Annotated in this window: 18 protein-coding genes and 1 tRNA gene; 4 read left to right on the top strand and 15 right to left on the bottom strand. The window is 25.7% G+C overall.

The genetic code is table 11. The features are described from left to right. Positions 1-606 precede the first annotated feature (606 nt). The gene (gene ydiK / locus U0T58_00560; protein ID XBC42398.1) at positions 607-1,725 is read right to left on the bottom strand and encodes an AI-2E family transporter YdiK; all 1,119 of its coding nucleotides are present in this window, start codon (positions 1,723-1,725) and stop codon (positions 607-609) included. A 388-nt stretch (positions 1,726-2,113) separates the two neighbouring features. Here ydiK and U0T58_00555 point away from each other — a divergent pair, with 388 nt between their 5' ends. Continuing rightward, the gene (locus tag U0T58_00555) at positions 2,114-2,491 is read left to right on the top strand and encodes an iron-sulfur cluster assembly accessory protein (protein ID XBC42397.1); all 378 of its coding nucleotides are present in this window, start codon (positions 2,114-2,116) and stop codon (positions 2,489-2,491) included. 58 nt (positions 2,492-2,549) lie between these two features. Here U0T58_00555 and tyrS read toward each other — a convergent pair whose 3' ends face one another. The 6 genes from tyrS to U0T58_00525 all read right to left on the bottom strand — a co-directional run bounded on the left by tyrS (position 2,550) and on the right by U0T58_00525 (position 10,822). Further along, on the bottom strand, positions 2,550-3,824 hold the full coding sequence (gene tyrS, locus U0T58_00550; GenBank protein XBC42396.1) for a tyrosine--tRNA ligase: 1,275 nt from the start codon (positions 3,822-3,824) through the stop codon (positions 2,550-2,552). A gap of 317 nt (positions 3,825-4,141) precedes the next feature. Next, on the bottom strand, positions 4,142-4,774 hold the full coding sequence (nth, locus tag U0T58_00545; GenBank protein ID XBC42395.1) for an endonuclease III: 633 nt from the start codon (positions 4,772-4,774) through the stop codon (positions 4,142-4,144). A 1,860-nt stretch (positions 4,775-6,634) separates the two neighbouring features. Continuing rightward, entirely contained in the window at positions 6,635-6,784 is a 150-nt protein-coding gene (locus U0T58_00540; protein ID XBC42394.1) for a hypothetical protein, read from the bottom strand. 446 nt (positions 6,785-7,230) lie between these two features. After that, a complete protein-coding gene (locus tag U0T58_00535; GenBank protein ID XBC42393.1) occupies positions 7,231-7,518 on the bottom strand; it encodes a hypothetical protein in 288 nt (95 codons plus the stop codon). A gap of 1,875 nt (positions 7,519-9,393) precedes the next feature. Continuing rightward, the gene (locus U0T58_00530; GenBank protein ID XBC42392.1) at positions 9,394-9,555 is read right to left on the bottom strand and encodes a hypothetical protein; all 162 of its coding nucleotides are present in this window, start codon (positions 9,553-9,555) and stop codon (positions 9,394-9,396) included. A 661-nt stretch (positions 9,556-10,216) separates the two neighbouring features. Then, the gene (locus U0T58_00525) at positions 10,217-10,822 is read right to left on the bottom strand and encodes a riboflavin synthase subunit alpha (GenBank protein XBC42391.1); all 606 of its coding nucleotides are present in this window, start codon (positions 10,820-10,822) and stop codon (positions 10,217-10,219) included. Between the two features lie 270 nt (positions 10,823-11,092). Between U0T58_00525 and U0T58_00520 the strand changes: the two genes are divergently transcribed. The 3 genes from U0T58_00520 (at position 11,093) to tilS (ending at position 13,953) form a co-directional block, all read left to right on the top strand. After that, complete coding sequence (locus U0T58_00520; GenBank protein XBC42390.1) at positions 11,093-12,439, top strand: MATE family efflux transporter; 1,347 nt, start codon at positions 11,093-11,095, stop codon at positions 12,437-12,439. Between the two features lie 83 nt (positions 12,440-12,522). Next, positions 12,523-12,596, top strand: a tRNA-Val gene (locus tag U0T58_00515). A gap of 61 nt (positions 12,597-12,657) precedes the next feature. Beyond that, on the top strand, positions 12,658-13,953 hold the full coding sequence (gene tilS, locus U0T58_00510) for a tRNA lysidine(34) synthetase TilS (protein XBC42389.1): 1,296 nt from the start codon (positions 12,658-12,660) through the stop codon (positions 13,951-13,953). A 123-nt stretch (positions 13,954-14,076) separates the two neighbouring features. Here the strand turns inward: tilS and metG are convergent, their stop codons facing one another. The 8 genes from metG to hisB form a co-directional block, all read right to left on the bottom strand. Next, positions 14,077-15,702, bottom strand: coding sequence for a methionine--tRNA ligase (metG, locus tag U0T58_00505; protein ID XBC42388.1), 1,626 nt, complete (start codon positions 15,700-15,702; stop codon positions 14,077-14,079). Positions 15,703-15,925: 223 nt separating this feature from the next. Beyond that, positions 15,926-16,507 (bottom strand): dCTP deaminase, encoded by a 582-nt coding sequence (gene dcd, locus U0T58_00500; protein XBC42387.1) that lies wholly within the window; start codon positions 16,505-16,507, stop codon positions 15,926-15,928. 378 nt (positions 16,508-16,885) lie between these two features. Then, complete coding sequence (gene gndA, locus U0T58_00495; protein ID XBC42386.1) at positions 16,886-18,298, bottom strand: NADP-dependent phosphogluconate dehydrogenase; 1,413 nt, start codon at positions 18,296-18,298, stop codon at positions 16,886-16,888. 92 nt (positions 18,299-18,390) lie between these two features. After that, complete coding sequence (gene hisIE, locus U0T58_00490) at positions 18,391-19,020, bottom strand: bifunctional phosphoribosyl-AMP cyclohydrolase/phosphoribosyl-ATP diphosphatase HisIE (GenBank protein ID XBC42385.1); 630 nt, start codon at positions 19,018-19,020, stop codon at positions 18,391-18,393. After that, complete coding sequence (hisF, locus tag U0T58_00485) at positions 19,014-19,790, bottom strand: imidazole glycerol phosphate synthase subunit HisF (GenBank protein XBC42384.1); 777 nt, start codon at positions 19,788-19,790, stop codon at positions 19,014-19,016. The genes hisIE and hisF overlap by 7 nt, the downstream gene beginning before the upstream one ends. Then, positions 19,772-20,509, bottom strand: a complete 738-nt coding sequence (gene hisA, locus U0T58_00480; GenBank protein XBC42383.1) for a 1-(5-phosphoribosyl)-5-[(5-phosphoribosylamino)methylideneamino]imidazole-4-carboxamide isomerase — start codon at positions 20,507-20,509, stop codon at positions 19,772-19,774. Before hisA ends, hisF begins: the two co-directional genes overlap by 19 nt. Positions 20,510-20,511: 2 nt before the next feature. After that, a complete protein-coding gene (gene hisH, locus U0T58_00475) occupies positions 20,512-21,102 on the bottom strand; it encodes an imidazole glycerol phosphate synthase subunit HisH (protein ID XBC42382.1) in 591 nt (196 codons plus the stop codon). Beyond that, the gene (gene hisB / locus U0T58_00470) at positions 21,102-22,169 is read right to left on the bottom strand and encodes a bifunctional histidinol-phosphatase/imidazoleglycerol-phosphate dehydratase HisB (GenBank protein ID XBC42381.1); all 1,068 of its coding nucleotides are present in this window, start codon (positions 22,167-22,169) and stop codon (positions 21,102-21,104) included. The genes hisH and hisB overlap by 1 nt, the downstream gene beginning before the upstream one ends. Positions 22,170-22,178: the final 9 nt, after the last annotated feature.

Below are 22,178 nucleotides of genomic sequence, written 5' to 3'. Positions count from 1 at the left end.
GTTTTTCTCTAAATACGTTCTTATACTATAATATAATAAATTTATTATCAATATCACAATAAATCAATTATAACCATTAAAGCAAAAACACGCTACAAAAATGAAATACTTAATATCATTTCAAATTTTTATAACATCTAAAATTCTAATGAACAGCACTAATTTATTATTGACAAATAACAGTAAAATTATTACATGCATATTAAAAACGTAAATTAGATTTATTTGCCATATCCTATAAAAATAAACACACATATGTTTTTTACGAAATGATTAACACACTTCAAAAACTATACTACGATTATCATAAAATTTTTAAAAACATAATATACTACTTATCCTTAAAACATATCTTAAAAACTAATACAAAAAAATCTTAACACTATACTTAATGGAATACTATAAATTCGTAATAAAAACATTAATCTTATTAATAAATTGCATCATAAGTTACTATTAATAAAATTGTATGTACATACTACACCCGATACATCAAGAGTAAACAACACGATATATAAAAACTATTAAAATGCTTAAATAATTTTATATTCCTATACAAATCAATATTAGTAAAAATAAACGTAAATAATTCTAAATAAACATTTACTAATATTTTTTTTTAATCTTATCTTTTAATAAAAAACGTTTTATTGAGTCTTTCGAAAAAGTGCCTGGAGCTGGTATTTCTTCCATCCACGATAAAATAAGACGATACGATATTACCAATACTATTGGACCAATAAATAAACCAATCATACCAAATGCAATTAAACCTCCTATAACTCCCAACAAAATTAATACAGTCGGAAAATCCGCTCCAATACGTATGAGAATAGGACGTAGTATATGATCCAATACACATACTATACAACTCCAAATTAACAATACTGTACCCCAAGTAGTATTACTACTCCAATATAACCACATAGTTGCAGGAATTAATACAGGCAAAGGACCTAATTGGATTAAGCAAAAAATGATTATTAGCATCATTAATAACGAAGCATACGGAATCCCAGAAACAACCAATCCTATTCCCCCTAAAATGCCTTGAACTAATGCAGTTACAACTACTCCTAAAGCTACTGCTCTAACTGCTTGTCCAGCCAACGACACTACTGAGTCTCCAGAACGTGAACCTAAACGAACAGCAAAATGTCTGATAATATTTCTCATTTTTTCACCGTTCCAGTATAATAAAGAACTAAAAATTAGCATTAAAACTAAATGAATAATAAAACGTCCAAAATGACCTACTTGAATCATAAAAAATTCAGTTGTTTTTCCCATATATGGTTGAATTTTAGTAATTAATTCAAAACCACCTTCTTCCAATAACCTTCTATAACTAGCAAACAACTTAATCCCAACAATAGGAACATCTCGCAACCAATAAAGATCAGGAAATTTTACATTGTCCGAATTTAACCAACTAATTACTGATGCACTATTATCGATCAGACCATTTACTAAAAAAACAATAGGAATGATAAAAATTAATAGTAAAATAATAATCATTGTTATCACAGCACATGCTCGACTTCCACAAAACAAAAACTGCAATTTTAAAAATATAGGCCAAGTAGCTATTACTACCATGCTAGCCCAAGCAAATCCTAAAAAAAATGGACGCATAATCCATAAACTAGAAAATATCATAAAAATAATAAATATTAGAGAAAAAATAGCTTGCAGAAAATCCATACTTTCTCGTTTATTTTGCATATAAATATTATACCTTTATATTTCCTTAATTATTATATATATCAATAATATTATATAAATCGAAAAAAAATACAATTAAAAAATATTGAATCATAATATACTCTACAACAAAAATTTGTAAAGTCATCATAAATACAATAATATTTTTAAAATCAACGTATATTATTATCAAAAATTTATAGAAATTTAAATATTTTATTTTTTAAAAGATAAAACTTTTAATTATACTTGTTTAACATCATATGTTTATATACAAGTTTTATTTGTATATGATAATATTTAAATGTTATCATGTCTCTTAAAATAATCTTATACCAAACCTTAAACCGCACCGCTTCTTTTGTACTAAACATAAAATATGTTTAATATTATTCACACAGGAATAAAAATGAGCAAAAATGATTATTTTACACTATCTTCTGAACAAAAATATAACCAAACTAAGAAAGGAATTAAAATAAGTCATAAGGCAGAACAACAAATATATAAACTGATAAAACAAGAAAAAAAGATAGGAATTAGATTAGGAATAAAAAAATCAGGATGTGCTGGGATGAAATATTATATGGAACTAATAGAAAACATACATCATAAAGACATCAGCTTCACTTCTAAAAATATATTAATACTAATACATTCAGAACACTTATCTATATTAGATGGAATAAAAATAGATTTTATAAAAGAAGGCATAAACCACGTATTTAAATTTAATAACAATAAAATAAAAAACTTTTGTGGTTGCGGTGAAAGTTTTGAAATATAATCACTAACTTGATCTTTAAAACAAAAATTTAAAAAATGATTAATTACATTAATTTAATTCATTTTATCCAACATATTAAGCAAAAATTTTTTTTACCTCTAGATAACAAAGTATATTTTTTAAACAACATATCATTGCTTGAAAAAACATATGTCGCATTGTTTTGCTTAACATTATTAATAGCAATAGCATTAGACATAATCATATTTTTAGCTTGAGTACGAGAACAAGCTAAACAAGAATCTACTAATATTTGTTGCAAATCTCGAATTCCAGATACTTTAATTGAAGGCATGCTGTCTTGTTCCAACTGAAGAAAATCAGATTCTTGCATATCTAGAAAATTCCTATAAAATAAACACGATGAAATGCGTTTAGCTGATTCTTCTCCGCTTTTCCCATGTATCATCTTAGTAAGATATCCTGCTAAGAACAACTTAGCTTTATTTAATTCTTCAATAGAAGCATGAGACTTTATTAAATCTATTTCTGACATCTCTAATAAAGTGAAAAACTTCAAAAATTTATATACATCACAATCAGATATATTAATCCAGTATTGATAAAATTTATAAGGACTAGTTTTATATGAATCTAACCATATTGTATTATTTTCTGTTTTTCCAAACTTAGTTCCATTTTTCTGAGTTAATAGGGGAAGCGTTAAACCAAACGTTTCACTTCGATATAATTTGCGAATTAAATCAATTCCTGATATAATATTTCCCCATTGATCCGATCCTCCAATTTGCAACGTTACATTATATCTATCATGCAAAATAGAAAAATCATAAGCTTGCAATAAATTATAAGAAAATTCTGTAAATGAAATACCTGTATCTATACGACTAATTCTTTTTTTAACTGCATCTCGAGCAATCATTTTATTAACAGAAAAATGCTTTCCTACCAAACGTAAGAATTTTAATAGAGACAAACCTTCAAACCATTCATAATTGTTTACAATTACTGCACTATTAAAATCAGGACCAAAATCTAAAAAACGAGAAATTTGATTAGTAATATTTTGTTTCCAAGAATCAATTAATTCTATTGAATTCAATTTCCTTTCAAAAATTTTAAAACTTGGATCACCAATTAAACTAGTTGCACCTCCTACTAAAACAATAGGTTTATGACCAGCATTTTGAAATCTTTTCAAACATAATAACGGCAAAATATGACCTATATGCAAGCTATCTGCTGTAATATCAAAACCACAATACAAAGTAATACTATTGTTTTCAATAGCATGAATTAATTTTTTTTCATTAGTACTTTGTTTTATTAAACTTCTACGTCTAAATTCATGAATTAAATTAATTTTAAACATAACAATATCCTTATATTAAATATAAAACATATTAATTGTTAAAATAATATTATTAATACTAAATTTATATTATTATTTTAACTACTTATTCAAATATACATAACGATTAAAATAAAAAATCTAACGTACTATTTCTCATAACATACTGTTAAAAATTTTACTAAATAGCAACAAATGTAATATAGCATGTTCATTTCATGACGTTTCAAAAAAATATACCATCTCACACAGTAATTACTTTATCCAAAATTATATCAAATAAAAATTCATACAGTTTAAATTGTAAAAAACTATAAACTATATCATTAAATTATGTATTACATACGCTTGTATTTAAATCCGCATAAATGATTAATTGAGCATATAAAACACTTAGGAAATCTAGACATACATATATAACGACCATGTAAAACAAACCAATTATGAAAATTCAATTTAAACTGTTCAGGAACTATTTTAAGTAATTTTTTTTCTGTATTGAAAACTGTATTTTCTTTTATAAGTCCTATTCTATTACATAGTCTAAATACATGAGTATCTACTGCAATAGTTTTTTCTTTAAAAATACAGTTTAAAACTATATTAGCAGTTTTTCTTCCTACTCCAGGTAGAGATTGTAAATCCAACATGTTGTTAGGTATTTCTCCTTTATACTTATGTAATAAAATAGTACAAGTTTTAATAATATTAGAAGACTTTTTATTAAACAAACCTAATTTTTTTATATATTTTTTTAAATTCTTAACACCAAGTAATAAAATAGAAGATGGTGTATTAGCAACGCTATACAAACTTTTAGTAACTTCATTTACCATACGATCAGTAGATCGTGCTGATAATATTACTGATATCAACAATTCAAAATTTGAAGAAAATTTTAATTCTATTTTTGGTTTAGGATTATCTTTAGAAAAAATTGATAAAATTTTATTTAATCTATCTTCACTCAATCTTTTTGTTTTCTCCTTGACGTAAAAAACATGTGTTCTTGCATAAATTACAATCACTCACACTAATTTTATTATTTATAAAATTTATTTCAGCTAAAATAAACCCTAAAATCACAAAAGCACTAAATGGATATAAAAATAATACAACATACTTTACACTTATTATTCTTGTATACAAAATACAAGACCAAGACCCAAATAAATTTTCAGAACTAAAAAAAATAGTATTCCATTTCTAAATATTTTTCTAATCAATCCAACTAAAAAATTACTAAAATAGATCCCAATCCTAAAAAATCTATCTAAAAACGAAACCAATATGAAACTCTGTACATAACCATAAAATCAGATCAACTACATATAACAAAAGTAATAATAATCAAAAGAACAAAATACCTAAAGATCGACGCAAATTTAACAAATATACATGAACTAAAGAATCGAAGTAATTAACTACAGCATACTAATAATCATTATATAAATAGGAACATAAAAAATATTTTCGATATCCAAAATCTACATACTGATATTATATTAGTACATACTAAAATACATGTTTTGATACCTCTAATTCTAAAGTATTAACCACATTTATTATAACTGGCAAAATAAGGAAGCAAACCTAATAACTATACTAATAATAAAATTCTTAGTCCATATTCCATAATTTAAAATTTTAATAAAATGATTCATAATCAGTATTAAAAATTTTAAGCCTTGTTTCTTCTTTCAATGTCAAATCTTAATGCCAAACTAATAGCACATTTAATTAAATTAATTACTGCTAATGAAGTAATAATAGTTACCAGTAAATTAATCAATATTACCTCCATGTTTTTTCAAAGAAAACTTATTATCATTCAATCTCAAAACTACATCATACCTGAAAATTTAATAATCCGATTTAAAATACAAACATCAATTTTATCTCCTGATCCAGGGGTTTCGTTATGATCTAATATACAAATACCTAAAATTATGTTCTTAGTTGTTTAAAAATAATAATCACTCTTATATTTCCTAAATATCCATCTGATGCTATTACTTCAAAAATCATTACTTTTAATTTATTATTTTTTTAATCATCCAAAATCGATGATTTTTCTCATCTCCTAATAATTTATTACTCACAAAAACGTAAAATTTTTGTATTATTAAAAGACTTCTCAGAAATAATCGCATTTAAAATTTTTTGTTGATAACTTTCTTCTTGTGAAATTATTTTAAATTTAGTAAATACGTAAACTGAAACTACACTACTTTCTGTAACAATAACAACAAACAAAATATAGTAATCAAATTGTTCTTTTTTAAAATGATTATTCTTCTATTTTACCAATAAATGCTAAACTTAGTATAATAATCTATTAACAGGGCAAAAGAACTAGAAAATAACATAGAAAATGATATAATATCAAGATAATCTCCAAAGTTCGCATAATCCAAACTAAAACCCCAATAAAAACTCCAAATATTATACGTCCAATTTTAGTAACTGAAATCGTAATAAAACCCAGTAGCAACAAAAAATTCCTAATATAGTACTTACCTAGAAATAATTAAATTAATGGAAAAATATCAGTTTGTTTAAGATAAAAAAATCTAAGAAACAGAAAGAAATAAAAGATAGCAAAATACTAGATAAAAATCTCCAACAAACAATTTTCTTCATTAATAAAAAAAATTCCTTCTATCAAAAAACTAAAATTAATTAATATCCAATAAAAACAAATAATTATATTATCTAAAGAAAAAGTAAAAACAATAACATTTCTATTAAACAATTTCTATTTTATATTTTAATTTATTCTAAAGGAGTGACTTGAATCATAAATACAGATGTATCGCCAAATTTTGACATTATTCATGATAATTCTCTAAACTATTAAAAACAACTGAAATAATATCTTTTATATCTAATACATCGAACAATACCAAACTGTTTTGAAAAGGCCAACTAACTATTAAAAAAGGGAATGATGTTAATAATGTTATTGCATGTCCTGACATAACAGGATTAAAATATATTACATTCTAATCTTCCATATAGCTATTTAATTACTGCAATAAAAAAATGAACCTGAGATTGATATCCACTACGATAGAAAAGCAGATAAACTAAGTCCTAATAAAATTCCAACTAAATATCAAAGAAAAATCAAATTCACATATATAAATTTTTTACATAACTTTAAAATACACCCCTCAAATATTATCGATAAAATACTAGAAAATAGTATTTGAATTAACACTGCTATCGTAAAATAATAACATTCTATTATTATACCTGATTATCATAACTGATGTTACTAATAACATTATATTGTTAGTATTTCTACAAACATAGATGTCACTAACTTTTGTATATCGATAATCCATAATCATATATTAAAAATTAATTTATATAATATACAAACAATATTGTTATATATTAATAAGTTATTCAATGTTTCTTTTTAATTCAACTCTAAAATTGAAACTTCAAATTCCATTTTCCACATATAAGTACATTTCTCTATCATTGTATATTTTAAAATATTACTACGAGTAACATATTTATCAAGCTCTTCATTTAAGATATGATTAAAATATAAAACGTTTTTTACTAATCCTGAAGAACACAATCTAAATTGATGAGATAAAACGATTTTTAAATTTTTAGATCTATTTTTCTTGCACTTTATTTCATTTAATCGTGTCTTCTCTCGTTTAAAATAAGTTAAAAGAGAAATATTACTAGACACACTTATTCACAAACTCCATATTCAATACATTCATTCATGCAATATGATGGTTAAAACTGATTATGATTACAAGATCGACTATAAAATACAATTTATTCTGGAAACAAACGCATAAGGACATTACTTGTGGAACAAACAGTAGAACAAATGCAAAGACATTCTAATTAGTTACTTATAGTTACGCCTAAGTGCTAAAAAACATAAAATACTATTAGTAGCTTTTAGAACTGAAAAACTAGTATTATCAATTATTAATCCAAATATCGGTCTTCCCATAATAATTCTATTATTCTCAATGTTAATTCCAAATTTAGTTAACACATTGACGAATAGGAATTCCAATTCAAATTAAAACATTTTTTGATATAATAAATGTCTATCTGATAAGGATTATAATCCTTTCAGTTAAAAATTCATTATTCAATATCACTTTTTAATTAAAAAAATAGTAGAAATATTAAATATAACTATTCCTAAGCCTATTAAACTTTTTCCAAAAAAATTTCTTTATTAAAATAATGTCTTTATTAACTGTAACTGCCCACTACCTCCAAATGAATACTTTGTCTTTATTTTACATATTTCAAAACCTATCAAAAATCTTAATTCTTGTTTTTTGTTATAACATATACTAAATTTTATCCTCCTCCATAGTAATTAAAACATATTTAATCTTTAAAATTCACATAACAATTTGACATCCTTGTATAATTTTTTGAGAAATTTTGTATTAAACAACCGTTCGAAACAACATACAATTCGCTTTCAGCAGCATTTACTACTAAAGTACATACTTTTTAATAAAGTATTTTAGTTTTTAAAAGATAAAATCTAACTCTTCCTAATCCAATTATTTCAATATTATAAATAATTTAGAACAGTTCATCAAAACTCATACATTTATAATTATCTATTGAAATGAAACCAATTTATTTATCCTTTCCGTCAGATCTTATATTAACAACACCAAAACATTTATTTAAAAAAAAATTAAAACTCCTTATATGAAATTTCTATAATTAATCTAGATATAAGAATATATTGGAGCTACATGTTTATAGCCTAAATACTAAAACTTGACCACACAAGTACTATTTGTCCTATATTAACTAAAATCTCTTTTTTAAACATTATGTCATCTACTAAAATAGTGAAATTTTTGAAAGGAATACACGATTCAACTAAAACGATAATTTATTTCTCTCCATAGATATACAACTTATTCCTCCATAAAAATTATTTGATTTTTTTTCATAAAATCATTTTTCTAATATAAAAAGCATACTCTCAAACAAGTCAAAACAATACTAAAACACCTAAATAAATATTTACTTAAAAAATTATTCAACATAATTACAAGATAATATCATTTTTCTTCAATGCAGTGAGTAGGATGATACAAAGGCATACATAAACCACAACCAGCACGCATATTAGATAACAACCAAACCATATACATAAAATTATACAATTCCACTACAAGTATCGATAGAAAAAATCAATCTGCATTTTGAACAAACAACACAATTCTCTTCATCAATAATTACTATCTAAAAATATACATCCTTAGAAACACTCAAACACTACATTTTAGTTCACTCTTACTTAAAAAATCTACAATCTTTGAAACAACTTCATTACCACCAGGAATGCACTTTTGTCTATACTTTCATTATTATTAACTACTTGCATCGGCATAAAAGCATAACATCCAGGATAATGACATTGCGTACACTACGTTTATAGTAATAGTACATCAATTCCATTCTACAATAAGATTAAAATCCTTATATCACATCTGTACACTACATAATTCATTAATAACCCTAAAATAATACTCAAAACACCAGAAAAAGAAAAAACGTAAAATAAAAATCATATATTTATACCTACTAAATCATTAAAACCCACAAAAGATATAGATATTAAGCTAGCAGTAATTAATAAAATAAAACTACCTCGAAAAGGAACAGAAACGTCAGATAAAAGTGAATGTTCTCTTATTAAAAAAAGATAACTAATACTAAAAAATCCCAAAGAAGAAAAACATTCATATAAAAAAGATCCTAAAAGATCAAAATCAGAATACGCATTTAATAAAGGAATAAGCCAATACTGAACAATTACTAGTAATTAAAAGAAAACATATACCTAATAATCTATATAAGATAGGACTAAAATTTTTTTATTAATATTTCAATGATCTGTACACTCACAGAAACAATCAACATATACGTCATAACTCCAAGACACGTCAAATTAAACGAAACTAATGTACAAGAATTAACTACCCACGATAGAATAAAAAACACATGTTATTACCAAAAAAAAAGTAGTACATCTTTAAACTCACTGTAGAACTAAACTTTGAAGAAGTCCATGAAAAAGACACAATCCCAAAATTGTGCTAAAATTAAATTGTGTACTAATATATTACTTAAAACAAATGAAAAATAATCCACCGTACATACTCATACCCTACTATTTACATTAATTGGTTACTATCAACAATGTTTGTGCAATCAAAATATGAACAATTCTAAATCTATTTAAGATTAAATTATTAGCAGCTAAAAATATTATTTTTTATAAATTTTCAGTATTGCAATATAAATAACTTATATAACTAAAAAATTTAAAATAAGATAAAATTGTATGTCCTAAATAAATTCTATGCATTAATTTACTATTGTACGTATTAAATTCCTAATAATCGTTCTACACTATCTACAGTAATCTTAGTAAAATAATCTATTTCTACATTAACCAAGTCACCTACAATTTTATCTTTCATAGTAGTATTAGATATCGTTTCTGGAACTAAAAATACGCAAAATACGTTTTTCTTAACAATACCAACCGTCAAACTAACACCATCAATGCATATAAATCCTTTACAAAAAATATACTTCATACAATAAAGATCATCTAACTCAATCCATAATTGAAAATTATGATTACATATTTTAATTTTACATATTTTTGCAGTCATTAAAATATGTCCAGAAACTAAATGCCCTCCAATTTCTTCTCCAAATGTTACAGACCTTTCAATATTAATGTAATGTCCTCTATTAAGATATCCTAAATTTGTACACCGTAAAGTTTCTTGAATAATGTCCACACTAACACTACTATCTACAACAGACTTAACAGTTAAACAGCATCCATTACACGATATAGATGATCCAGGTAACAAGGTTTTCGTGTCAATATTATACAACTCTATAATCCACTGAAAAAAACTTTCATATTTTTTTATCCATACTATTTTTGCAACATCTCGAACAATTCCGGTAAACATAAAATAACCTAATATAAAAAATCATATAGAAAATTTTATAAAATAACACAAAAAACTATAAAAGATCTTCATTAGTAGTCTAAAAAAATTAATTCTTTCTTTAAATAAAATATCTCAGATTGATTATAAATATAAAAGATCAAAAAAATTTGAATACACTCCAATATAGAAAAATGTTATTTTCTGTAACATAAAAATTATAAAATAATATAAAACTACATATTTTAAATTTATGCAACATAAAATAAATTATGTCGTAAAAGGCTAGGAATGAAAGAACATCTAAAAGAAATAAAAACTCTATTAAAAATTACTATTCCTATTATGTTAGCTCAAATATCTCAAATTGGTATGGGACTAATCAATAGTTTTATGGTTGGATCTTTAAATAATACTGATATAGCTGCCATATCAATTGGAATATCAATTTGGTACCCCATTATTCTGTTTGGACATGGGTTGTTATTATCTTTAGTACCTATTATATCATATATAAATGGATCAGGAAAAAAAGAGACAATTTTAAAACAAATCGTAAATGCATATTGGTTAGCTACATTTGTTTCTATAGTTATAATGATTATCCTATGGAATGTTCATTACATAATTAACATCATAAGCGAAGTGGATCCAATAGTAGAAAAAAAAAGTATTGCCTATATCAAAACTTTGTTGTGGAGTACTCCTGGATATCTATATTTTCAAGTAATACAAAATCAATGTGAAGGATTTCTTAGACCTAAACCAGCCATGATAGTAGGACTCATGGGGCTTATTCTAAACGTAATAATAAACTATATGTTATTATATAAACAATTACTATTGTTTAATTTTAGCAGTACAGGGTGCGCTTTTTCAACTATCATTGTATATTGGTTTATGTTCTTTTCTATGAAAATAATCACTAAAAATGATTTCTCAATTCATAATATACCTTGTCGCTACACAAATAACCAATATTATCCTAATTTATACATTATCTGGAACTTATTGAAAATAGGATTACCTATTGCTCTATCATTGTTCTTTGAAGTTACATTATTCACATTAATTACATTACTAATAGCCTCTTTAAACATATCCCAAATTATAGCACATCAAATTGTTTTAAATATTAGTTCATTCATTTTTATTCTTCCTTTGTCAATAGGAACCGCAGCTACTATCCGCATTGGATTCTACTTAGGAAAAAACGATTTAAATAAAATTTCTACTGTTATCATATCATCACAAACTATAGGATTTGTTTTAGCCACTATAATATCTATACTTATCTCCTTGTTTTATCATAAAATAATCTCTTTGTATACCACAGATAATGACGTTATAAAACAAACAGAAAAAATAATGTTAGTTGCTGCCACATACCAAATTTTCGACTTCTTTCAAATTATAGGAAACGGAATTTTAAGAAGTTACAAAGACACTCACACAATTTTTATTATTACGTGTATATCTTATTGGATCATTGGTTTTCCCATTGGTTACTTACTTGCACTAACCGATACAATAGTTCCAAAAATGGGGGCATTTGGATTTTGGATTGGAATTTTCGTTGCACTAATAACAGCATCTCTAATGACTTTGCGTAGAATATTATTGTTGCGTACTAATTAAAACATAAAAATATGCTATTTAGTAATTATTTTATTGCAAATAAAAAAGTTGTATATAATACTATATACATGTTGTATTTTATTGTGTCCGTAGCTCAGTTGGTTAGAGTACTACCATGACAAGGTAGAGGTCAGTGGTTCAATTCCACTCGGACACACTAAAGATTTAAATATAATTTTCACTTATCCATTACTATCGTTACAATACTATTTTCGCATATGATTATAAAATATATAGAAAAATCACCAAGTTCTTCTTTTTTACTAGCATATAGCGGAGGTTTAGATTCTACTTTTTTATTGCATCAATTATTAAAAATTAAAAAAATTAAACCTGAATTAAAATTTCGAGCTATTCATATAAATCATCAAATAAACAAAAACGCAAACATATGGAGTGAACACTGTAAAAAAGTGTGCAAAAAATACAATATTTCTTTAGTTATAAAAACAGCTCTAATAGATAAGAAAAAAATAGGGATAGAAGCAGCTGCTAGATTAATACGTTATAGAATATTACATAATGAAGCATTACCAAAAGAAACAATTTTAGTAGCACATAATTTAAATGATCAATGTGAAACTATTTTATTAGCTTTAAAGAGAGGTAGTGGAATTACAGGATTAAGTGGAATGTTATGTAATAGTAAATTATTCAACCAAAACACACTTATTAGACCATTATTAAACATTACTAGATCTGAAATACAATCTTGGATGGAAAAAAATAATATTAACTGGATTAAAGATGATAGTAATTACAATATAACTTATGAAAGAAATTTTATAAGAAATAAAATACTACCATTATTCACAGCAAGATGGCCAAGTTTTATAAAAAAATGCGCACACAGCGCGTTTATTTTACAACAAGAAAAAAAAATACTCGATCCTGTTTTAAAAAAAACACTTAAAAAATACCTTATATCTAATTCTATTTTAGACATTAGAAACTTTAAGAACATAAAACCAGAAATCCGAAATTCTTTACTCAGAACATGGATTAAACTTAACAATCGTGTTATACCTTCATATAAAATCATAAAAAATATATATTACGAAATAATCCTATCTAAATCCGATTCTAAAGCACTAATAAAAATTAATGACTATGAAATAAAACGATACAGAAATAATTTATATTTAACAAATATATTACCTTGTATAAAAAGTTTGATTATTATGTGGCACCGAACTTCAAAAAGCTTACAGCTACCTAATAATTTAGGATATATTATCCAAAGCGAATATGGAACTCAATTACCTTATCCTCAAGATAATGAATTAATAAACATTCGTTTTCAAGCTTCAGGAAAAATTTTAATTCAAGGAAACACAAAAAGAAAACCAATCAAACAAATATGGAAGGACCATGGAATTCCTCCTTGGAATAGAAATAACATTCCTTTGTTGTTTTATAACCATAAATTAATTAGCGCACTAGGCGTATTTGCTATTCCTGAAAATAATTGTATCAAAAATAAACGAAAATGGAAATTATCATGGATCGGATGAAGTAACATCAATCGTATTACACACAACACATAATTATTACTATCTTTGCGTAAAAAATATTGTGAAATTTATACAAACAACACAAATTTTACGTAAACTATATCATCCATTTAATATCATTTATTAAATAAATAAAAAATTTAATTGTGACTTTTTAATTCTTTTATTTAATGGTTTGAAAACAGAAATTTCATGATTTAAAAGAGGGATATAAATTTCATTCCAAACTAATTTCATATTTAAAAACAACTCAACTTTTTTGGCTAAATCAGGCATAATAGGTTTCAGCCAAGTCATTAATATTCTAAAACAATTTATTCCCATTGTACATACATTATGAAGATTACTACGTTTGTAACAATCTTTGACCATTGTCCATGGTTTTTTTTTATCAATATACTTATTAGCCATATCTGCACATTCCATAATAACAATAATAGCCGCACTAAATTCACTCTGTTCTAACAATAATTCTATCTTTTGAGTACTACTAACAAATAAGTTATATAAAGATTGATCATCAATTCTTTTTGATAAACGACAATTAAATTGATCAGATAAAAAATAAGAAATTCTTGATGCTAAATTAATAACCTTATTAACAATATCAGAATTGAATGTGTTTACAAAACTATCTCTATTTATTTCAATATCTTTAACATTAGACGAAATTTTAGTAGCGTAATAGTACCTTAAGCTATCTGAATCTAAATTCTTGAGCCAATCATCTACTGATATAGAAGATCCTCTAGATTTAGAAAGTTTACATCCATTAATAGTTACATGACCATGAACAAAAATTTTAGTAGGTTTTCTAAAATTACTTCCTTCTAATATCGCTGGCCAAAACAAACTATGAAAATATATAATATCTTTTCCAATAAAATGATATAATTCACTATTTGTTCCTATCTTCCAAAATTCATCAAAAATTAAATTTTTTGTTTTATTGCATAAGTTTTGAAAAGTACTAATATATCCAATAGGAGCATCCAACCAAACATAAAAATATTTATCTGAAAAACCAGGTATATTAAATCCAAAATAAGGCCCATCTCTTGAAATATCCCAGTCTTTCAAACCTGTTTTAAACCATTCCATAATCTTGTTAACTACAGACTGTTCTAATACTCCAGAAGTAATCCAAGATCTTAACATAGAACTAAAATAAGGCAAATCAAAAAATAAGTGTAATGAATCTTTTAATACAGGCTCGACTCCAGATAAAACGGACCTTGGATTAATTAATTCAACAGCAGAATATGCCCTTCCACACTGTTCACAATGATCACCATATTGATTATGTGCTGAACAAATAGGACATGAACCTTTTACAAATCGATCTGGTAAAAACATGTTGTATCGATAATCAAAAAATTGAGATATAATTTTTTTTTTAATTAACCCTTTAATTTTTAAACGATAATATATTTTTTTTAAAAAAAATAGATTCTCCGTACTATGTGTAGAATAATAATTATCATAATTTATATTAAATCTTAAAAGATCTCTAATATGCTCATTTCGCATAGAAATTATTAACTGCTCAGGATTAATCCCCAATTGTTTAGATTTCAACATAATCGGAGTACCATGAGCATCATCTGCACAAATAAACCATACTTTATTACCCCTCATTTTATTATATCTAACCCAAATATCAGCTTGAATATGTTCTAAAATATGTCCAATATGAATTGGGCCATTAGCATATGGAAAAGCACAAGTAACTAAAATTTTTTTGTTCATAGTAAAATGTTAACTTTCAATTTAAACTCAACATTGAAATAAATATCACCTTATGTGATACACGTGAAATAACACATTTAAAATATCATACATAATAATACATACATAAAATAATTATCATAATAACCCATTTTGTTTTCATATATGCGCTTTACTTTTCTAATACACAATAATGAAATATCTCTAAATATAAAGAAAATGCTCGTAATATTAAAAAATTTACTTAATCTTTATATATTTTACTCAATATCACTCCATTTTGATCAAAATATTTAGCATTTTTTCTAATATTATATGGTCTTAAAGATGGACTAGATAATGTTTCAAAACTTAAAGCAGCTATTAACATTCCCGGACATAATGATAATACGATATTGCTAGAATTAAAACACTCTAAAACAATGTTACCACTCCAGCCTGGATCTATACGATGTGAAGTAGCATGAATCATTAATCCAAGTCGTGCTAAAGAAGAACGACCATCTATCCAACCTACTAAATTATTTGGTAGAATCACTTTTTCAAAAGTGACTGCTAACACTAATGACCCAGGATTTAAAAAAAACTTTTCACCATGAGACACAAATTTTTTTTCATGCATAATCTCTCGTAACATTAGTGATATTTCGCTTTTCGATTTACTTAAATCAATACATTTATTTTGATTATCACAAAAAGTATAAAATTCATTACCCAAACAAATATCAATAGTTACTCCATGAATTAACTTTTTACATGGGGTAGGTATAACAATCAATTTTTTTCTTCGCAACCATAATTCAATATCTCTATCGCTCAATCTCATTAACGCCAACCTATAATATTGTTTCATTATATAATAGCAATAATCATAAAACACTCAACAATATTACATAAGAATAATATAAAAATATTAAAGTAATTTTGTTTAGTTCTATATGAAATCACTATTTTATGTAAATCTTTATATTGTAGAATATACGACGTGTATTTTCTATATTAATAAGAACTAAAATTTATTAACATCTCAGTAAAATATTTTTACAAAATAAATCAAAAATGCAATCTAAAAATTATTTATAGAAAAACAATAAAACTTTAAAAATAAAAAATAAACTTAAGACATACTTAAAATATGTACTATTCGTTATAATTAAATATAAAACGTTAAGATTGTTATCCTGTCTTATTCTTTATAAAAAAATTAATTTTTTTTCCAATTAGTATGAAACAAACCAGAATCATTAATTCTTTTATACATATGTGCTCCAAAATAATCTCTTTGTGCCTGAATCAAATTTGCAGGAAGAAAAGAAGATCGATAACAATCAAAATATGCGATTGCCGAAGATAATGCAGGTACAGGAAGCCCACATTTAATAGCAGCAGATACAACATATCGCAAGGAACTTTGATACTCATTAGCAATGTTTTTGAAATAAGAAGTTAACAATAAGTTTGAAACATATTTATTCGTTAAATATTCTTGACTAATATACTTCAAAAATTTCGCACGAATAATACATCCAGATTGAAATATTCTGGCTATTTCCGAACATTGTAAATTCCAATTATACTTCTTAGAAGCACTATTTAATTGCGAAAATCCTTGAGCATAAGATATAACTTTTCCTAAATACAGCGCTTGTCGTATTTTTTCAGTTAAATCAAATTTATTAAATGACACATTACTACAACGCTTCGGTCCAAACAACACTTTTGATGCCAACACACGTTGTGACTTTAATGAAGATAAATAACGAAAAAACACTGATTCAGTTATTAAGGACAAAGGTTCATTAAGATCTAATGCACTTTTAGTAGTCCATGTTCCTGTTCCTTTATTACTAGCCTCATCTAAAACATAATCTAAAATATAATTATTATTTTCATCCTTTTTAATCAAAATATCTCCAGTAATAGACATTAAATAACTATTTAATTCACCTTGATTCCATTCAAAAAATACATCAGACAATTCCTTATTATCCATTTGTAATAAATTCTTCATTAAAAAATAAGATTCTGCTATTAGCTGCATATCACTATATTCAATCCCATTATGAACCATCTTTACATAATGTCCTGAACCATCCGTTCCAATATAACTCACACATGGATTTCCTTCAAATTGAGCAGAAATTTTATTTAATATAGGAGCAATAAAATCATAAACCTCTCTTTGACCTCCAGGCATAATAGCAGGACCATACAATGCACCTTCTTCTCCTCCTGAAATACCCGCTCCTATCAAATTAAATCCATCCTTGAATAACTCATTATTTCGGCGCATAGTATCTTTATAAAAAGTGTTACCTCCATCAATAATAATATCTCCTTTATCTAAATATCTTTTTATTGATGTAATTATTGTATCAATAGCTGTTCCAGATCTAATCATTAAAAAAATACATCTAGGAATTTTTAAAGAGAGAACAAACTCTTTAATCGAAAAATAAGGAAATATATTTTTGTTAACGTTGTCTGCAAAAAATTTATTAGTAACTTCAGATGATCGATTAAATACTGACACAGAATACTCATTACGCGCTATATTTAAAGCTAAATTACGACCCATTACTGCCATTCCTACAACACCAACTTGATTTTTTTTCATCGTACTTCCTATTTTCTTCAAAGTTTAATATATATGTTACAAAAACATACATTGCAATATAAAAATATTGAAACTCATAGCAAATTCACTAATTATGGTTTATTAAACTGCAAATTTCGTCTTTTTTTTAAATTAACGACCACTGTATTAAAATCTAAATCGTAATGATGTAATAATACTAACAAATGATAAACCAAATCAGTAGCTTCATTAACAAATTCATTTTTATTTTTAGTTACAGCTGCAATAGCTGTCTCTATAGCTTCTTCAGCTACTTTTTGAGATATTCTATTAATTCCTGTACTATGTAAACGAGAAGTATAAGAATTTTTAGAAAAATGTACTTTTCTAGATTTTAAAAAATTTTCTAAATAATAAAAAAAAGTTGAATCCGAATACACTGACTTGAAACAACTTATGTTATCTAAATGACACGTATTACCCTTAGGAATTACTAAAAACAATAATACATCTTTATCACAATCAAGAGTTACACTTACTACTTTTAAATAGTTTCCAGACGTCTCTCCTTTAGTCCATAATCTTTGTTTTGTACGTGAATAAAAAGTAACATAATTTTTTTTTTGAGTGACTAAAAATGCTTCTTGATTCATCATTCCATGCATTAAAACTTCACCAGATACGTTGTGTTGAATAATAACAGGAACCATATTATCAACTTTTTTCCAATTTATATCATGAACATTTATTTTTTCTAACATTTTCTAATTTCCAAACCTTTTTCAATTAAAAAGCTTTTAAGAATTTTTATACTTATTTTATTCTCATGAAATACAGAAGCTGCTAATGCACCATCTACTTCAGCTTTTTCAAAAACATCATAAAAGTGTTGTAATTCTCCTGCACCGCCAGAAGCAACTAATGGAACATGACATATATCCCGTACTTGTTTTAATTGCTTAAGATCATATCCATTGCACATACCATCTTCATTCATGACATTTAATACTATTTCTCCAGCCCCTAAATCTTGTACTTTTTTTATCCATTCTAAAGTATGCCATTTCGTTTTTACCGTTGTTTTTTCGTTTCCAGTATATTGATACACTTGATAACTACTATCTGTTTTATCAAACCACGAATCTATTCCTACAACTACACATTGTGTACCATAATTGTCAGCAATACGACTAATTAAATCCGGATCTGACAACGCTGGAGAATTAATAGAAATTTTATCTGCACCAAACGATAAAATGTTCTTCACATCATTTATATTTTTAATTCCCCCTGCTACGCAAAACGGAATATTTATTACTTCTGCTATCTTTGTGATCCATTTTTTATCCAATAATGTATTAGTAAAAGAGGCATTAATATCATAAAAAACTAATTCGTCTGCTCCTTGATCAGTATAATATTGTGCTAATGGAATTATATCTCCAACTATCTTATGATTTTTAAATTGAACTCCTTTTACTACTAATCCAGATCTAACGTCCAAACATGGAATTATCCGTTTTGCCAACATTTAATAGCCTCTATTAAACTAAATTTTTTTTCTAATAATGCCCGCCCTATAATCACATCTTTAACTCCAGATTTCTTAATAGACATTATATCACTTAAAGATCCTACTCCACCAGAAGATTGAAAGCAAATATGATTGTAAGAAGTAACAAGATCTTTATATAAATCTACATTAGGACCTAACAATGTTCCATCTTTAGACACATCAGTGCACAATACATGTTTTAAGCCTAAAGGAGAAAACTTGTTTATCAATTTTTCCAAACTAATTCCAGAAACATTCTTCCAAGCATCAACCATAACTTCTTTATGTTTTCCACACGTAATTCTTAGATCTAAAGCTAATACAATAGTATCGCTTCCATATTCCTTTAACCAATCAATTACTCTATTTGGAGTGTATATAGCTGAAGATCCAATTACTATTCTTTTAACACCCAATGAAAGCAACAATTCTATATCTTCATAATCTCTTATTCCTCCTCCGACTTGTAAATTAAAGTTAGAATCAGACAATAAAGCTTTGATAATATGAGTTTGTTTTTTCTTAGGATCAAACGCTCCATCAAGGTCTACCAAATGTATAATAGTAGCTCCGTGCGAATGATAATCAGATAAAACATCATCTATGCAATCTTCATAAAAAGTTTGGAAATTTTTCTTTCCTTGATATAATCTTACAATTTTTCCATTAATTAAATCTATAGATGGTATAATCAATATTATATCTCCAAAAAATTTTTCAATAATTTCAAACCTAATTCTCCAGATTTTTCTGGATGAAATTGAACTCCAAAAAAATTATTTTTCTGTATAACAGCGCTAAAATAAATATTATATAATGTTTTCGCTACAGTATATTCGTTAATATGAAAAGCATAACTATGCAAAAAATAAAACTTAGAATTATTTTCAATATTTTTAAATAATATATTCTCTTTACATATTTCTACATTATTCCATCCATTATGAGGAAGAGGAAGACAACCAGAATCTAAAAGATGGACAGGTATATTAATAATATTTAACATATTTACACCTTTTGATTCACTACTAAAAGAAGAAAACAATTGCATTCCTAGACAAATTCCTAATAATGGCTGCTTGCATGTATTAAGAAGATCTAATAAATTTAGTTGTTTTAACTTATTTATTACTGTATGTGCTGTTCCCACACCAGGCAACAATATTTTATCTGAACTTAATATATCCTCTTTAGAAACACTAATTTCCGGACTATATCCCAGTTTACAAATAGCATATTTTATAGAAAATAAATTAGAACAACCGGTATTTATAATAATAATGCGCATTATAATAATCCCTTTGAACTAGGTAAAACCATTCCGCTAACGTAAATAGCTTGTCTTAAAGCTCTTCCAAACGCCTTAAATAAACTTTCAACACAATGATGATCATTTTCTCCTATACTTTTTAGATGTAAAGTAACTTTCATAGAAAGAGCTAATGACCTAAAAAAATGTTCTACCATTTCAGTGCTTATATCCCCTAAATATTGAAATTTAAAACACGATTTAAATTTTAAAAAAGGACGACCGGAAATATCTAATAAACAATATCCAACACTATCATCCATTGGTAAAACAAATCCAAACCTATTTAAACCTATTTTACTCCCTAGTGCTCGATTTAATGCTTCTCCTAACACAATTCCAACGTCTTCTATTGTATGATGATCATCAATGTTAACATCACCATCAGAAATTATCTTCATTCTAATCTTACTATGAACAGCTATCTGGTCTAACATATGATCAAAAAAATGTAATTTAGTATTAATTAAATTATTACCTTCCTTATCTAACCATACTTCTATTCTAACTCTTGTTTCTTTCGTATTTCGTACAACACATGCATATCTATTTCTTTTCGTTAATTGACTTTTTATAGTATCCCATGTACATCCATTTTTACCATAGTGTAATCCTGATAATCCCATATTCCGTGCTAATTCCATATCAGAATAACGATCACCAATAACATAACTGTTATTTTTATTTAACCTATCTCCTCGCAACCAATGTTTTACCATTCCTACCTTGGGTTTACGACAATTACAATTATGACTTTCTTCATGTGGACAAATCAAAATATCTTTAAATACTATACCCTGAGAAAAAAAAACACTTATCATGAACTGATGAGGCACAGAAAAAGAAGCTAACGGAAACTTTTTAGAACCTAATCCATCTTGATTAGTTATCATAACGAAAGTATAACCAAAATTTCTCAATGCAATTAAAGTTGAAATAACATTTTTTTCAAAAACTAATTTGTTTATATTATCCACTTGGAAATTTTCAGTAGGTTCTGAAATTAATGTTCCATCACGATCAATAAATAAAACATTTGTACTCATATCATCTCC

Source organism: Buchnera aphidicola (Meitanaphis elongallis), assembly GCA_039830015.1.
In the GTDB taxonomy this organism is placed as follows: Bacteria; Pseudomonadota; Gammaproteobacteria; order Enterobacterales; family Enterobacteriaceae; genus Buchnera_B; species Buchnera_B aphidicola_AU.
The sequence above is the reverse complement of the archived record's forward strand: the minus strand, read 5'-3'. Positions and strand labels throughout refer to the sequence as shown.